This window comes from Novosphingobium sp. fls2-241-R2A-195, from assembly GCF_030209485.1.
Taxonomy (GTDB): Bacteria; Pseudomonadota; Alphaproteobacteria; order Sphingomonadales; family Sphingomonadaceae; genus Novosphingobium; species Novosphingobium resinovorum.
The window spans coordinates 59603-76024 of the sequence record NZ_JARVRY010000002.1; the positions used below are offsets into that span (position 1 = coordinate 59603).

Annotated in this window: 13 protein-coding genes; 8 read left to right on the forward strand and 5 right to left on the reverse strand. The window is 63.6% G+C overall.

Annotated elements, in window-relative coordinates; all coding sequences use genetic code 11:
• Positions 1-11 precede the first annotated feature (11 nt).
• From QRN25_RS01060 to QRN25_RS01080, 5 genes are read left to right on the forward strand one after another with little or no spacing between them, the layout of a single operon-like run.
• A complete protein-coding gene (locus QRN25_RS01060; RefSeq protein WP_285016925.1) occupies positions 12-1505 on the forward strand; it encodes a type II and III secretion system protein family protein in 1494 nt (497 codons plus the stop codon).
• An 18-nt stretch (positions 1506-1523) separates the two neighbouring features.
• Positions 1524-2162, forward strand: a complete 639-nt coding sequence (locus tag QRN25_RS01065) for a CpaD family pilus assembly protein (RefSeq protein ID WP_285016927.1) — start codon at positions 1524-1526, stop codon at positions 2160-2162.
• A 5-nt stretch (positions 2163-2167) separates the two neighbouring features.
• The gene (locus QRN25_RS01070) at positions 2168-3436 is read left to right on the forward strand and encodes a pilus assembly protein CpaE (protein WP_285017210.1); all 1269 of its coding nucleotides are present in this window, start codon (positions 2168-2170) and stop codon (positions 3434-3436) included.
• 30 nt (positions 3437-3466) lie between these two features.
• Positions 3467-4438, forward strand: a complete 972-nt coding sequence (locus QRN25_RS01075; RefSeq protein WP_271184746.1) for a type II secretion system F family protein — start codon at positions 3467-3469, stop codon at positions 4436-4438.
• 10 nt (positions 4439-4448) lie between these two features.
• Complete coding sequence (locus tag QRN25_RS01080) at positions 4449-5462, forward strand: type II secretion system F family protein (RefSeq protein WP_271184745.1); 1014 nt, start codon at positions 4449-4451, stop codon at positions 5460-5462.
• Positions 5463-5501: 39 nt separating this feature from the next.
• Here QRN25_RS01080 and QRN25_RS01085 read toward each other — a convergent pair whose 3' ends face one another.
• From QRN25_RS01085 to QRN25_RS01105, 5 genes are read right to left on the reverse strand one after another with little or no spacing between them, the layout of a single operon-like run.
• Complete coding sequence (locus QRN25_RS01085; RefSeq protein WP_285016931.1) at positions 5502-5660, reverse strand: hypothetical protein; 159 nt, start codon at positions 5658-5660, stop codon at positions 5502-5504.
• 26 nt (positions 5661-5686) lie between these two features.
• Positions 5687-6694, reverse strand: coding sequence for an acyltransferase family protein (locus tag QRN25_RS01090; RefSeq protein WP_285016933.1), 1008 nt, complete (start codon positions 6692-6694; stop codon positions 5687-5689).
• An 8-nt stretch (positions 6695-6702) separates the two neighbouring features.
• On the reverse strand, positions 6703-6984 hold the full coding sequence (locus tag QRN25_RS01095; RefSeq protein WP_271184743.1) for a hypothetical protein: 282 nt from the start codon (positions 6982-6984) through the stop codon (positions 6703-6705).
• The gene (locus QRN25_RS01100) at positions 6984-7622 is read right to left on the reverse strand and encodes a TetR family transcriptional regulator (RefSeq protein WP_271184742.1); all 639 of its coding nucleotides are present in this window, start codon (positions 7620-7622) and stop codon (positions 6984-6986) included. The genes QRN25_RS01095 and QRN25_RS01100 overlap by 1 nt, the downstream gene beginning before the upstream one ends.
• 6 nt (positions 7623-7628) lie before the next feature.
• Positions 7629-8414: an SDR family oxidoreductase gene (locus tag QRN25_RS01105; protein ID WP_271184741.1), complete on the reverse strand. Its 786-nt coding sequence runs from the start codon at positions 8412-8414 to the stop codon at positions 7629-7631.
• A 468-nt stretch (positions 8415-8882) separates the two neighbouring features.
• On the opposite strand from QRN25_RS01105, the gene QRN25_RS01110 reads away from it, so the two are divergent.
• From QRN25_RS01110 to QRN25_RS01120, 3 genes are all read left to right on the forward strand, one after another.
• Positions 8883-11906 carry a TonB-dependent receptor domain-containing protein gene (locus QRN25_RS01110; protein ID WP_285016936.1) on the forward strand — a complete coding sequence of 1008 codons (3024 nt, stop codon included), beginning with the start codon at positions 8883-8885 and terminating at the stop codon, positions 11904-11906.
• Between the two features lie 297 nt (positions 11907-12203).
• Complete coding sequence (locus QRN25_RS01115; RefSeq protein WP_285016938.1) at positions 12204-15377, forward strand: TonB-dependent receptor domain-containing protein; 3174 nt, start codon at positions 12204-12206, stop codon at positions 15375-15377.
• Between the two features lie 121 nt (positions 15378-15498).
• Positions 15499-16284 (forward strand): hypothetical protein, encoded by a 786-nt coding sequence (locus QRN25_RS01120; RefSeq protein ID WP_285016940.1) that lies wholly within the window; start codon positions 15499-15501, stop codon positions 16282-16284.
• Positions 16285-16422: the final 138 nt, after the last annotated feature.

Genomic DNA, 16422 nt, shown 5'->3' on the forward strand with positions numbered 1-16422 from the left:
AGGGCATCTCGATGAAGCAGCGTCTTCTCAAGTCCGCACTGATCGCCGCCACTGCCGTCCCGTCGCTGGCCGCCGTGAGCGTCGCGTCCGCCGAGGCCCAGACCGCCTCGGTCGTTCACCCGGCGCAGGACGTCAGCCTGTCGATCGGCAGCGGTCAGCTCGTCAACGTTCCGGGTTCGATGGCCGACGTATTCGTCGCCAACGACGCGGTCGCGGATGTCCAGGTGAAGTCGGCAAAGCAGTTCTACGTGTTCGGCAAGGCCGGCGGCACCACCACGGTCTATGCCAGCAATGCGGCGGGCGCGGTCGTCTGGTCGGGTACGGTACGCGTGGGCTCCAACCTCGACAGCGTCGATTCGATGCTGCGTCTCGCCATACCGGACGCCCGGATCGGCGTCTCGACGATGGGCTCGAACACCTTTCTGCTGACAGGCACGATCAAGAACCCCGAAGACGCCGCAGAGGCCGAACGCCTCGTCACGGCTTACGCGGGCAAGGAAGCCAACGTCATCAGCCGCCTGCGCATCGCGACGCCGCTGCAGGTCAACCTGCAGGTCCGCATCGCCGAAGTCAGCCGCTCGCTGGTGAAATCCATGAGCGTCAACATCACTAGCTCAGACGCCTCTACCGGCGCCAAGTTCGTGATCGGCCAGGGCTCGGGCAAGTTCCCGCAGTATACGCACGGCGGCCCGATCATCGTTGGCGACGAAGCAAGCACCGGCGCCTCGTCCATAACGCCCAACGCCACCGGCACCACGCTGGGCCTCGGCGGCAAGCTGCTCGGCATCGACCTGCTCGGCGCGCTCGACGCGGGCGAGACGATCGGCCTCGTCAGCACGCTGGCCCAGCCCAACCTCACCGCGCTCTCGGGCGAGACGGCAGACTTCCTCGCGGGCGGTGAATTCCCGATTCCCCTTAGCCAGGGCCTGGGATCAACCTCGATCGAGTACAAGAAGTACGGCGTCAGCCTGAGCTACACCCCGACGGTGCTCGCCAACGGCCGGATCTCGATGCGCGTGCGCCCTGAGGTTTCCGAGCTTTCGAGCGAAGGCGCCGTTACGCTCAACGGCTACGAAATCCCGGCCCTCACCGTGCGCCGCACCGAGACGACCGTGGAACTGGGCTCGGGCCAGAGCTTCATGATCGCGGGCCTGCTCAGCAACAGCGCGACCAACACCATCCAGAAGATGCCGGGCGCTGGCGACCTGCCGATCCTCGGCTCGCTGTTCCGCTCGACCAGCTACAAGCGCGGCGAGACCGAACTGGTCATCATCGTGACGCCCTATCTGGTCAATCCGATGAATTCGTCCTCGCAGATCGCGCTGCCGACCGATGGTTTCAACTCGCCCAACGAACTGCAGCGTCTGCTTGGCAACATGGACAGCGACGGCGCCAGCGGTGCGAAGCGTCCCGAGGCGACCAAGGCGCCCTCGGGCTCGTCCAGCCAGGGCGGTAGCACCCGCCGCAGCTCCGACAACTCCGCCAAGCCCGGCTTCAGCTTCTAAGCGAGAAAGGTGACCATCATGCGCAAGTCTACTCTCGCCCGTACCGCAATCTGCCTCAGCCTCGGCCTCGCACTGGCGGCCTGCGGCGGCGTACCGACCAATCGTTCGGTCTATTCGGTCCACCAGCCGGTGGTCGAGAAATCGGACTACAGCATCGACGTGACCAGCAGCGGCTCCGGCCTCGCCTATGGTGAACAGGCCCGCCTTGCCGGTTGGTTCGACGCCATGGGCCTCAAGTATGGCGATCGCATCGCAGTCGACGATCCGAATATGAGCGCCGCCACCCGCGGCGCGATCGCGGCGGTCGCGGATCGCTACGGCGTCGTGATCGATGAAGTCACGGCGGCATCCGGCACCGTGCCGGCAGGCACAGCCCGCATCACCATCAGCCGTTCCAAGGCTTATGTCCCGGGTTGCCCGGACTGGTCGGCCAAGAGCGACTTCAACCCCGGCAACGCCACCTCGACCAACTACGGCTGCGCAGTCAATTCCAACCTCGCCGCCATGGTCGCCAATCCGGAAGACCTGATCCACGGCCAGACCGACACCGGATCGACCGCAGTGATGACGTCGAACAAGGCGATCGGTGCCTATCGCGCCGCCGGGACGACCGGCAAGGGCAACTCGGTCTCGCAGACCGGCAGCAAGGAAAACTGATGGCCATGAACGCTCCCTGGAAGACAGGCGGTCCAAGTGGCCGCGACCAGTTCGCCGCGTTCCTCTGCGACGAGGCTTCGCTCGACGTGCTGCGCCCCATCGCCATCGAGATGGGCTGGCAGCCTGAGAAGTGCCACAAGGGCGGCCTGCGCAATGCCGTCCAGTCGCTGTCGATTGCGGCCAGCCCGAACATCCTGTTCGTCGATCTGTCGGAGAGCGGCGACCCGCTGAGCGACATCAACGCTCTGGCCGAAGTCTGCGAGCCGGGCACGGTCGTCGTCGCCGTTGGCCAGGTCAACGACGTGCGCCTCTACCGCGATCTCATCGCCAGCGGCATCCACGACTACCTGCTCAAGCCGCTGCAGCCCGCCGCCCTGCGCGATGCGCTGGCGCAGGCGCAGTCGGTGTTCTCGACCCCGCGCACGCATGACGTGGCGGCGGGCAAGCATCATGTCTCGACCGCCGTAATCGGCACGCGCGGCGGCGTCGGCGCCTCGACCATCGCCACGTCGCTGGCATGGCTGTTCAGCACTGACCACAAGCTGCCCACCGCTCTGCTCGACCTCGACATCCATTTCGGCACCGGGGCGCTGTGCCTCGACCTGGAGCCGGGCCGCGGCCTGACCGACGCGATCGAGAACCCCAGCCGCATCGACGGCCTGTTCATCGAACGTGCGATGATCCGTGCGAACGACAACCTTGCGATCCTTTCCGCCGAGGCACCGATCAACGCGCCGCTGCTGACCGACGGCTCCGCCTTCCAGCAGCTGGCCGAAGAGTTCCGCGCCGCGTTCGAGATGACCGTGATTGACATGCCGCGCAACATGCTGATCAACTTCCCGCAGCTCATAGCAGACCTCGGCGTCGCGGTGCTGGTGACCGAGATGACGCTGGCTTCGGCGCGCGACACCATCCGCCTGCTGTCTTGGTTCAAGGCCAATGCCCCGCAGACCCGCGTGATCATCGTCGCCAACAAGGTTCAGGCGACGCTTGCCGAGATCAGCAAGGCCGACTTCGAAGCCTCGATCGAGACAAAGATCGACGTGTCGATTCCCTATGACCTCAAGGCCGCGTCGATGGCCGCGAAGCTGGGCCAGACGTTCGCAGATGCCAACCGCGCGGCCAAGTCCGGCGCGGTGCTGCGCGATCTCGCCCGCGACATCGCCGACATCGGCGATGAAGCTGGTGCCACCGCCAAGCCTTCCCTGCTCGGTAAGTTCGACCTCAAGGCGATGATGCCCAAGGCGAAGAAGAAGGCCCCGGCGTCCTCGTAAGGCGCTGCTTCTCAAGGTTCGGTAACGGCTATGAACTTCCTTCAGGTCATCATGGTAACGACGGGGCTCACGGGCTTCGCGCTGCTCATCTGGGCGCTGCTTTCCGGGCCGTCGCCCAAGAAGGAATCGACCCGGCGCCTGAAGTCGGTGCGTTTCCGTCACTCGAGCAATGCCAGCGATCGGCTGGAGGCGCAGATGCGCCGCGCCGTCGCCGCCCGCAAGCCGCGAATCCACCAGATCGCCGGCTCTGCCTCGCGCGCGGAAGCGCTGGCGCTGCGCCTGCACCGTTCGGGCCTGCCCTGGACGATGCAGCAGTACCTCTATGGCTCGATCGGCCTCGGTGCGGTGATAACGCTGCTCATCTTCATGAAGTCCGGCGCGATGTTTCTCGCGCTCGCATTCGGCGTGTTCGTCGGCGCGGGGCTGCCGCACATGGTCGTCAGCCACTTCATCAAGCGCCGCTCCAACGCCTTCACCGTGAAGTTCGCCGACGCCATCGATCTGCTCGTGCGCGGTCTGCGTTCGGGTCTGCCGGTGTCGGAGACGCTCACCATCGTCTCGCAGGAAATCCCCGGCCCCGTCGCCGAGGAATTCAAGCTCATCACCGACCGCATGAAAGTCGGCAAGACCATGGAGGACGCCCTCCAGGAAACCGCCGACCGCCTGAACATGCCCGAATTCAACTTCTTCTGCATCACCCTGGCCATCCAGCGCGAGACCGGCGGTAATTTGGCGGAGACGCTGGCGAACCTGTCGGACGTGCTGCGCAAGCGCGCGCAGATGAAGCTCAAGATCCGCGCGATGAGCTCGGAATCCAAGGCCTCGGCCTATATCGTCGGCTCGCTGCCCTTCATCGTCTTCTTCATGATCTGGTGGATCAGCCCCCAGTACATCGGCCAGTTCTTCATCGACGAGCGCCTGATGGTCGCCGGCATCGGCGGCGCTATCTGGATGGGCATCGGTGCCTTCATCATGGCCAAGATGGTCAGCTTCGAGATCTGAGGACCAGCACATGCTCGAACAACCCGCCGGTCCCACCCTCCTCGGTTTCGACGTCACTTACGTCGGCACCCTGCTCACAATCGTCGCGGCCGCCGCGGTGCTCTTCGCGATCTACACCGCGATCACCATCCGCGATCCGATGCAGAAGCGCGTCAAGGCGCTCAACGCCCGGCGCGAGCAGCTCAAGGCGGGCATCATAACTACCGCCCGCAAGCGCCAGAGCCTGATCCGCCGCAACGACACCACCGACAAGATGGGTGCGTTCCTCGGCAAGGCGCGGATGCTGCAGGACAGCCAGATCAAGACCATCCAGCAGAAGCTGGCGCAGGCCGGCATCCGCAACAAGGAATGGGCCGTCGCGGTCGTCCTCGCGCGCCTCGTCGCGCCGATCGTACTGGGCGGTTTCGCCGCACTGGTGATCTACGGGATCGACTACTTCCCCGACTGGTCGAGCTTCAAGAAGTTCATGGGCTTCGCCGCGATGGTGCTAGCCGGATACAAAGGTCCGGACATCTATATCCAGAACCTCGTCTCCAAGCGCACCGACGCGATCCGTAAGGGCTTGCCCGACGCGCTCGACCTGCTCGTCATCTGTGCCGAGGCGGGCCTGACGGTGGACGCCGCCTTCGAGCGCGTCTCACGCGAACTGGGCCGCGCCTATCCGGAACTGGGCGACGAGTTCTCGATGACCTCGATCGAACTCTCGTTCCTTACCGAGCGCCGCGCCGCGTTCGAGAACCTCGCCTATCGCGTCAATCTCGACGCGGTGAAGGGCGTGGTGACGACGATGGTGCAGACCGAACGCTACGGCACTCCGCTGGCTTCGGCGCTGCGCGTGCTCTCGGCCGAATTCCGCAACGAACGCATGATGCGCGCCGAGGAAAAGGCCGCGCGCCTGCCCGCGATCATGACCGTGCCGCTGATCCTGTTCATCCTGCCGACGCTGTTCGTCGTCATCCTCGGCCCTGCGGCGTGCTCGATCGGCGATGCCTTCTCGGGCACCGGGCCGGGGAAGGCGGGGTGACGCCGAAGCCTAGGCTGGCCGCGACGGCGACAACCCGCGCTACACGATACCGGCAATCCGATTGAGTTTCGGCACCCACCAATCCTCGAGCGCGACGAAGGGCCACGCTGCCAGGAAGGTCAGTACCAGCGTCACTACCCCCGTGCCCAGCAACACGAGGGCCTCGTCCCATCCCCGGTCATTGAGTTTCACGAACACGAAGCTGGATGCCGACAGGATGACGGTCAGGTGGACCAGATAGACGGGAAAGGAATAGCGCCCCAGAAAGCTGCCAAAGCGCCCGGACAGCCCTCGCGCCAGCGATGGCATGCGAGAACCGCGAGCAGGATTATGACAGCGCCGATGTTCTCGGGGACGAAACCGTCCATGCCGCACAGTGCCAGCCCCGCCAGCATGAGCCCGATACCGCCGATCTTCGACAACGACAGTCCTCCATGTCGATAGAACCTGGCGAGACATGCTCCCAGCAGGAACGGCAGCGCCGCCGCTCCCAGCACCGCGATCAGCGCCAGAACCGTCATTCCGGCCGGCACGACCGGCCACCAGCGGCGCGCTTCCATTGCAAGCAACAGCCAGACGATGGCGAAGCACAGCATGCTGCCGAACAGCTCGAAATACATCGTCCAGAGGTTCGTGTTGACGAGCCCCGGATTGGCAGGGTGGAAGAAGAGCGTGACGCTCTGCCCCATGACGGTTGCAAAGTCCGGCCGGTAAACGGCTGGAAATCCGGCGTTGGCATAGAGCCTCAGCCAGTCGCTGCCAGTCGATCGCGCCGCCTCGACGTTCCATGTCAGATCCAGGCTGATCACCAGCCACGCGAGGATTGCTGAAGCGGTCGCCGGAACCCATAGCCTCGGCATGCGCTTGGCCGCCGCTATTGTCAGTTCACCTCCTGCCCGGCCTCGATCGAAATAGCGGCGCGTCAGCACGAAGCCGGACAGCACGAAAAACAACGTCACCGCCGCTGAACCGTTGATCAGGCAGAACAACGGCGTCCCGGCGATCCCATCCGGAAAACGCAGGCGTATCGCCGGTACGAAACCCAGCGCGAAATGATGAAACACCACGACCAGCGAAGCGATTCCACGCACCGCCTCCAATTGCGTGAGTCGGTAACTCCCGGCACGCAAGTCGCCTGCCTCGCTTCCCGAAGCCGCCATGATTTCCCCGGTACAGGCCCCCAACCGAGCCCCATCGCCCTGTGAAATCAATCCGATGGCATCGGCTGTCAAGCGTCTCGTCAGTCCTCGTGACCTGACTCGCTATCCGTCTCGACAAGCTCGGCGATCTCGAAGGCGAACCCCTTCCAGCCGCGCATTCTGGCTGCCTCGTCCAGCGGCAGGCGCTTCTTCTTCGCCTCCGCCAGCGAACGCGCATGCCCCCAGAACACCTCGGTCTTGCCGTTCTGCAGTTCCGCCACCACGCGCCAGTAATGCGTGAACGTATCCGCCGTCGGCCCGATGGTCTTGACGTAGCCGTCCGCCATCGTCGCGGTGAGGTAACGCTTCTTCTTTCGGGCCATCAGTGCGCGAGAATGCCTGCCATGATGATGTCGATGGTATGCTCGCGGTAACGGTCGCGCAGTTCCTCGGTCAGGCTGTCCTGATCGAAGCAATGCTTGAGCACCAGCCGCGCCGAGAAGAAGCGGTCCACCGCCCCCGTCACCGTGAAGTAGAACAACTGCGGGTCGATCTCGCGGAACACCCCTGCCCGCACCCCGTCGCCGATCAACTGCTCGTAAGCGCGGTAGATCGGCGAGAGGTAGCAGTCGGCGATGCGCCGCGCCTCGGTATCGTCGCTCTCGCGCACCATGCGCATGGTCAGGCGGTTGAGGTAAGGCACTTCGTAGAAAGTATCGACCACCTTCCACAAGTGCCGCCGCAGCTTGGCCTCCGGCTCCCACCCGTCCTTGGCGACGAGCGCATCGACGCTGACGACGATTGCCTCCCAGTCACGGTCGAGCAGCGCCTTGAGCAGCCCCGCCTTGTTGCCGAAGTAGTACTTCACCAGCGCCGAGTTCAGCCCGGAGCGAAGGCTCAGTTCGGAAAGCGAGATGTCGATCACGTCGCCGTCGCGCATGATAGCGCTCGCCGTATCGAGCAGCATCGCACGCGCACCGGGAGGCGCTACGTCTAGAGCGGAGACCGGACGGTCCTTCATCGGCGTTTACTTAGGTCCCATGCGGATGGCGCCGTCGAGACGGATCGATTCGCCGTTGAGATAGTCGTGCTCCAGCATAAACAGCGCCAGCTTCGCATACTCCTCCGCCTTGCCGAGGCGCTTGGGGAACGGCACCATCGCCGCCAACGCATCCTGCACGCCTTGCGGCATTCCCGCCATCATCGGCGTCTCGAAGATGCCGGGCAGGATCGTGTTGACGCGAATCCCCTCGCTCATGAGATCACGTGCCACCGGCAGCGTCATCGCCAGCACGCCGCCCTTGGATGCAGCATAGGCGGCCTGCCCGATCTGCCCGTCCTGCGCCGCGACGCTGGCGGTGTTGACGATCGCCCCGCGCGAGCCGGCCGCATCGATCGGCTCCAGCGTCGCCATGCCCGCTGCCGACTTGCTGATGCAGCGGAAAGTGCCGACGAGGTTGATCGCGATCGCCTTCTCGAACAGCGCCATGTCGTGCGCCCTCGGCTCGCCCGTCTCGCGATTCTTGCCGACCGTCTTTGCGGCCGGCGCGATGCCCGCACAGTTGACCAGTACCCGTTCCTGCCCATGCGCCGCGCGCGCCTTCGCGAATCCGGCGATTACGCTTTCTTCATCCGTAACGTTCACGGCGCAGAACACCCCGCCGATTTCCGCGGCCAGCGCCTCACCGGCATCGGCATTGAGATCGAAGATCGCGACTTTCACGCCTCTTCCTGCGAGCGCCCGCGCCGTAGCCGCACCAAGCCCAGAAGCCGCTCCCGTGACTACTGCTGCGACAGAACTGCCGAGTTCCATGCCGATTTCCTTTCTCTGTCGCGTTCGCGATCGATCAGACGAAGCGAACAACACGTTTTGTGCGAGCTTATTTAATCAATCGGTTAAATGCGTCGCGGCGGCCGGTCAATCCACTGCGCGGAAGGGATTTGCAACAACGCAACAGGATTTCACCACGGCGATGCCCCGCGCAAGAAATCATGTGGACAATGCGCATATGCAACAGGTCTATTGTTCCGCTTAATCGGCTGGAATCCTTGTGCGGTTGCACACTGGCAACGGTTCGTCGCGAATGCCTGTTGCGTCATTGCCACAATCGCCAACCCATTTTCCCCATGGCGGCAAATTCCGTTGAAAGGAGAACCCTACGGCGCAACAACATTTCACATGGCATCACGATGCGTGCGCGCATCCGAAAGCCGGCAACGGGTCATCAGGCGAACTTGGTCACGCATTCGCCTGCTGAACGAAGCAACAAGGGACACAAAAGTGAAAACCACAATCCAGAAGGCCGCACTGCGCGGCGCGACGAGCCTCACGGCTTTCGCACTGCTGTGCGGCACCGCGTTCGCACAGGACGCATCTCCGCAGGCTGCCGACAGCGTTGACGATGCGAATACCATCATCGTCACGGGCTCGATCCTCCGGGCCCCGGTCCTGCCTTCGCCGGTCACCTCGATCGATACCGAGAAGCTTGACCAGCGCGGCATCAGCACCACCCAGGAAGGCATCCAGCGCCTGTCGGCCAATAACGGCCCGGCCCTGACCAATTCCTTCACCGCCAATGGTGCGTTCGCCGCCGGCGCTTCGGCCGTCTCGCTGCGTGGTCTCACCACCAACTCGACGCTGGTGCTGTTCGACGGCATGCGCGCCGCCTTCTATCCGCTGGCCGACGACGGCACCCGTAACTTCGTCGACCTCAACACGATCCCCGACGACATCGTCGAGCGCGTTGAAGTCCTGCGCGACGGCGCTTCGTCGACTTATGGTGCCGACGCCATCGCCGGTGTTGTGAACGTGATCACCAAAAAGCAGATCCAGGGCATCTCGGGCCGCGCGGAAGCCGGCATCTCCGACCGTGGCGACGCGGCTTCTCAGCGTCTCTCGCTGACCGCCGGCTTCGGTGACCTCGAAACCAACGGGCTGAACGCTTACGTCAGCGGCTTCTATTATCACTCGGATCCGCTGTACAACCGCCAGCGCCCCTACCCGTACAACTCGGACGACTACAGCAATGTCTGTAACGACGGCACTTGCGGTGCGAACGGCGTCATTAATGGCCTTCAGTCCGACGGCTTCACCGGCGGCTTCGGTGTCACCACTCCGTTCATGGTCCGTCCGCGTGATCCGGCCACTGGCGGCGCCATCGCCGGCGTGTCTTCGCGCTACCAATATCTGAATGGCTGCGGCAATCTGCCGACCTACACGCCGACCGCCGATGAACTGGCTCTGCCGCAGAACGCTGCTGCGCCTGCTTCGGGTCCGGTCTGCCAGGAAGACGTGACCAACCGCTACGGCATGATCTCGCCCGAGATCAAGCGCTTCGGCTTCTCCTCGCGCATCACCGCGAAGATCAACGACGACACCGAAGCTTATGCGGCTTTCAACTTCGTCCAGTCGACGTCGCATGACACTTATTTGCCGGCGACGATCCGCGCGAATGCTCCGGCACCGTTCTACTTCCCGCGCTACAGCACCTCGGCGAACGTTGCTTACTATGGCAACAACACCGTCCTGCAGCTTCCGGTCTACGTCTGCGCACGTGGCACGATCGGTGACTGTACTGCAGCAAATGGTACCCTGAACCCGAACAATCCTTACGCAGCACAGGGTTACAACGCTGCAATCGCTGGCCGTATTCCCAATCTGTACGAGGATAACTACAGCCGCACCCGTGCGTTCCGTGGCGCCTTCGGCATCACCGGCAAGATCGCCGATGACTGGAACTACAACGTCAACGCTACCGCGATGCACATGGATCTCATGCGTCGCAACAAGGGCTACGTCTACATCCAGCACCTGCTGGACGTGATCGCGGACGGCAGCTACAACTTCATCGACCCCTCGGCGAACAGCCAGGAGACGCTCGACTACCTCGCGCCCACTGCGCGTGCGACCTCGACGTCGGACCTCGTCCAGGTGGATGCCAACATCACCGGCAAGCTCGCCGAACTGCCCGGCGGTCCGCTGCAGGTCGCATTCGGCGTATCGTATCGTTACGAAGCCGTGGACTCGCCGAGCCTCAACTCGGACATCAACGGCGGTACCGAGCGGTACTTCCGCCTCAACGGCTTCGCGCTCAAGGGCAGCCGCTCAGTCTACTCGGCCTATGCCGAAGTCAACGCTCCGATCCTCGAGCAGGCGACGGTCAACCTTTCTGGTCGCTATGACCGTTACCCGAACGGCATCGACAACTTCTCGCCGAAGATCGGCTTGGTCGTCCAGCCGTTCGCGAACGATACCCTGTCGCTTCGCGGTACTTACTCGCGCGGCTTCCGTATCCCCAGCTTCGGCGAGGCTAACGCGACCTTCCCGACCACTGGCTACGTGACCGCCAACGCAGGTATCTACACCGACGAATTCCTTGCTCAGTACGGCTGCAACACCAGCCCGGTCACGGACGCCAACCCGAACGGTTACACGTCGTGCCCAACCTACATCACTGGCGCGAGCTACGGCTCGACCTCCGTGTCGAACCCGAATCTCAAGCCTGAGAAGTCGCGCAGCTTCACTGGTGGCTTCGAGGTGCGTCCGATGCGCGGCGTCAAGCTGGCGGTCGAGTACTACAACATCAAGAAGACCAACGTCATCACGACGGCAAACAACGCCCCGGCGATTCTGGCCTACTACTCGGGCGAAGCGATCCCCGACGGCTACACCGTCATCCCCGACGCGCCGGACGTGAACAACGAAGACGCCACCCCGCGTATCGCCTTCGTCCAGTCGATGTTCATCAACGCCAACACGATGAAGACCGACGGTATCGACTTCAGCGCCGAACTGAACCTGCCGATCACTGACTCTGTCTCGCTGAGCACTTACGCCGATGCGACGTTCATCCGTCGCCTCGAGATGGTGTTCCCGGACGGTTCGAAGGAGCGCTACGACGGTACGCTGGGTAACTTCAACCTGACGGCCGGTAGCGGTACGCCGAAGTGGAAGGGCACCTGGACGACCGCGCTGTCGTTCGGAGAGAAGTTCACCCTCGCGGGCACCCTGAACTACTTCGACGGTTACGACACCTCGGCTATGGACCAGGGCACCGGCTACAAGGATTGCGGCCTCAACGACGGTAGCATTCCCTGTAAGGTCGATAGCTACATCACGTTCGACCTGAACGCCCAGGTGAAGATCAACGATCAGTTCACGTTCTACGCGAACGTTCAGAACCTGTTCGACAATCTGCCTCCGATTGACACCATCACTTATGGTGCACATGCCTACAACCCGATCCAGGGCGGTGAAGGTATCCTCGGTCGCTACTTCAAGGCCGGTATCAAGTTCGGCTTCTAAGTCGCAACGCTTGATACGAAGTAATTGGAAGGGCGGTCTCGCAAGAGGCCGCCCTTTTTTTTGCACCGAGCATCAGCGCACCAAACACGATATGTACACTTGCACACACATGATGCGTCCATCGACAACTAAAGGTCGCTAACTGTTGTAATGTTACAACCCATTACGCATTTATTTCACTAACATTTCAGTTCCTTGTTGCAGTCGCGAACGGCCCGGGCAGGATGGGGCCATGACCCGGATTTCCGGCCGGGTCGCGGGCAGGCAGAGCCCGCAGACGCATACAGGGGACACACCATGATCAGGACCAAGGGCGGCCTGCTGCGCAGTGCCGCGTTCCTTCCAGCCATTGCACTTCTCACCCCGTTCACGGCCTTCGCACAGGACAGCGACCCGGCCCCCGAACAAACGGCGCCGGTCTCGCCGGATCTCAGGGCGCCCAACACCCCGCCGCCAGCCGACGAAGGGACCATCATGGTCACCGGTTCGCGCATCAAGGGCGGCGATGTGTTCCGTAGCCCTTCACCGATCTCCATCGTCGATCCCGAACTGTCGAAGAAGATGGGCCTCATCGATACGGCCGCGATGATCCAGGGCTCGCCGATCGCCAGCGGCTCCTCTCAGATCACTTCGGCGATCTCGTCGAACTTCGTGACCAACGGCGGTTCAGGCGCCCAGACGATCTCACTCCGCGGCCTCGGTGCCGAGCGCACGCTGGTCCTGCTCAACGGTCGCCGTGCCGGTCCCGCCGGTACGCGCGGCGGCGTGTCGTCGTTCGACCTCAACGTGCTGCCCTCCTCGATCATGGAGCGCGTCGACATCCTGAAGGACGGCGCCTCGTCGATCTACGGGTCGGACGCCGTCGCGGGCGTGGTCAACCTGATCACCAAGACCGACACCAACGGCATCGAAGCCAACGGCTTCACCTCGGTCCCCACCCGCAGCGGCGGCGAGGAATACAACGGCTCGCTCACCTGGGGCAAATCGTGGGATCGCGGCCACATCCTGCTCGCGGGTGACTACTACAAGCGCAAGGAACTTGCGCGCGGACAGCGCAAGTACCTGCAATGCGAGGAAGACTATGTCTTCACCGACGAGAGCCATAAGACCCGCGCCGACCTCGTCGATCCGCGCACCGGCGAGTATCGCTGCGGCGGCCTGCCCTGGGGCCAGGTCTGGACGTACGACTACAGCTACTACTACTCGCCCAACGGCTCCAACATCCCCGGAAGCCAGGGCGTCGGCGACGTGACGCTGTTCCAGTACAATTACCCGGGCAGCAACCTGGGCCGCTACATCCCCGGCATCGGACCGCGCACCACCGCCGGCCAGATCGCCGTCCCCGAGGGCTGGTATCCCGTCGGCTACGATCCCGCATCGATCGCGGTCCAGAACAGCTACCACCCCTACGTCAACCAGGACACCGTCATCCCGCAGACAGAGCGCTACACGCTCTATGCCGACGGTGCCTTCAAGGTCAGCGACGCGGTCGAAGTCTACGGCGAGTTCCTGTTCAACCGCCGCAAGACCTACCAGAACGGCTCGCGCCAGATCTGGCAGTTCGGTTACGGCGAATACTTCGACTATGTCGATGCCGATGGCAACGAAGGCGGCTTCGCGGGCAACCCGCTGGCGCAAGGCTGGGGCGGCGCCGCACTGTTCAGCCCGACCGGCTACACCAACCTTTCCGACAACTCGCAGCGGGTGGACTACTACCGCGGCCTGTTCGGCGTGCGCGGAGACATCGGCAAGGGCTTCAGCTACGACGTCTACGGCCAGTACTCGAAGTCGAAGGGCATCTACCGTTCGCAGCAGATTCTCGCCGACTCGATGGCCTATCCCTACGGCGACAGCCGCGATGCGACTTGCGCCGACATGGGCAACCCGGTCACCCCGATCGGCGGCAAGCAATGCGTGGACGTGCGCTGGTACGATCCTTACTTCCTCGCCGGCGAATTGACGCCCGAGGAAGTCAACTTCCTGTCCGACTGGGAGGAAGGCAAGACCACCTATACGCAGAAGTACGTCGAGGCGATCGTCACCAACCCCGAACTGCTTACCCTGCCCGCCGGGCCGGTCGGCATCGCGATCGGCGCGACGTACCGCGAGGACCGCATCAACGACACGCCCGGCGCCATCACGCTGGCCGACAATGCCTGGGGCAGCACCGGCGCGGGTATCACCGCCGGCAAGACCCAGACGACCGAAGCCTTCGGCGAAGTTCGCATCCCGATCCTCGCCGACATTCCGTTCTTCAAGAACTTGGAATTCTCGGGCGCGGCGCGCGTCACCAACGTCAAGGCGATCCGGTCTTCGGATGGCTTCTCCGACAGCGACAACGGCAACTGGACCTACAAACTGGGCCTCAACTGGCAGGTCAACGACTGGCTGCGCCTGCGCAGCACCTACGGCACTTCGTTCCGCGCGCCGGCGCTGTTCGAGCAGTTCCTGGCCGACCAGACCTCGTTCCTCAGCCAGCGCCAGATTGACCCCTGCATCCAGTGGGGCACGAAACTGGCTGACGGCGCGATTTCGCAGCAGTTCGCGGACAACTGTGCGGCCGATGGCGTCGCGGCGAACTACACCGGTGCGGGCACGGGCGCGACCATCGTGACCGGCGGCGGCATCGGCCTGCTCAAGCCGGAAACCTCGAAGGCGTTCACCGGCAGCGTCATCCTGACCCCGCGCTTCAGCTTCCTGCCCGATACCCGTTTCAGCCTTGCAGTCGATTACTTCGACATCGAGGTCAACGGCGAGATCGCGCAGCTCGGCGCCGGAAACATCCTGTCGCAGTGCTATAACTCGGACTTCTATCCGACCGATCCGCTGTGCTCCTACTTCACCCGTAACGACGACGTTCCGGGTTCGCAGGGCAACGGTTCGAACGTGAACACCGTGCGCGACAGCTTCATCAACGTGAACAGCCAGCGCAACCGGGGCATCGACGCCACGCTGCGCATCACGCACGAATTCACGCCCGACGTGAAGCTGACGCTGCAGAGCGAGATCACCTGGCAGCTCAAGGACACCACCGCGCTGTTCGACGGCCTCTACGAAAGCTCGAACGGCGAAGCGGGCGATCCCAAGTGGACCGGCGACTTCAAGGCGATCCTGGACTGGCGCAACGTCAGCTTCTTCTATGGCCTGACGATGATCGGCGGCACCGACAATCGCCCCGACTTCCTAGAGGACGGCGGCTCGATCTGCGACACCGCCACCGCCTATCCCGACGGTCGCTGCGTCAGGCTGACGACCCCGGCCTGGTTCCAGCACAACGCATCGGTGACCTGGAACCTCGACGAGGACAAGTATGCCTTCACCCTGGGCGTCACCAACTTCACCAACGCCAAGCCGCCGCGCATTTCCGTGGTCGGCGGCAACGGTGCCGACATCCTGGGCAACGGCGTGTTCTACTCGCAGTACGACATGGTCGGCCGCCGCTTCTTCGCGAGCGTGAAGGCCAAGTACTGAGGGTTTCCCCAGTCGGGGCGCGCATGCGCGCCCCGACCAACCTTTCGACGGGGGCGGTGGAGTGACGGCTCCCCGCCCCTGTGCTTTATCTGTCCTTCCGATCCCACAGCACAGGCATCCGATGACCCGCATCCGCCTCAAGCCCGATACCCTCGACGAAGAGAACGCTCGCTTCGAGCAGGTCGCGCTCCCTCGCCCGCTGTTCCTCAATTCCGTGCCGAAGTCCGGCACGCATCTGCTGCGCAATGTCATGCGCATGTTCGTGCCCGTTGCCGACCACTACAAGGCGACGTTCATCCAGTGGGGCAACCTGTTCGACCACCTCGGCGCCTTCGACGCCTCGCGCAACATGCTGAGCTGGGGGCACCTGCTGTTCTCCGACGCCTCGGCGGTGGAAGCCGCGCCCGCGCGCAAGATCATCCTGGTGCGCGATCCCTATACCTGGGTGCTGGCCCGCGCGCGCTTCTTCGTTTCCGAACAGTTCGGCGACAATGCCGTGCTGGTGAAGGACGAGGGGCTGAGCGTCGATGCCCTGATCAACCTGATGATCACCGGCATCCACCAGAAATCGATGGGCCTCAAGGACATGTACATGTTCAACGCACTCGGCTGGATGGGGCGCGATACCACCGTGATCCGTTACGAGGACATGGTCGAGGCGGTGAAGGATCTCGACAGCCGCCGCGCCGAGGCCTTCTTCATGGGCTTGTTCGACGCGGCCGGTCTCGCGAAAGTGCCCGAGGACTGGCGCGAGCGGGTCCGCATCGGCGCCGACCGCAAGCAGAGCGGCACCGCGCGCGAGAACCTCAATGCCGCCGCCGAGATTCCCGACGAACTGACCGCCCGGCAAAAGGCGCTGGTCGACTTCAACGCACCCGGGCTTCGCGCGCTTCTAGGGTACTACTGATACTTCATCCTCCCTGTCGCGAAGCGATGGGGAGGTGGCAGTCGCGCAGCGGCTGACGGAGGGGAAATTGCCCGATCCATCCCCCTCCACCACCGCCTGCGGCGGCGGTCCCCCTCCCCGAGACAAGCTCGGGGAGGA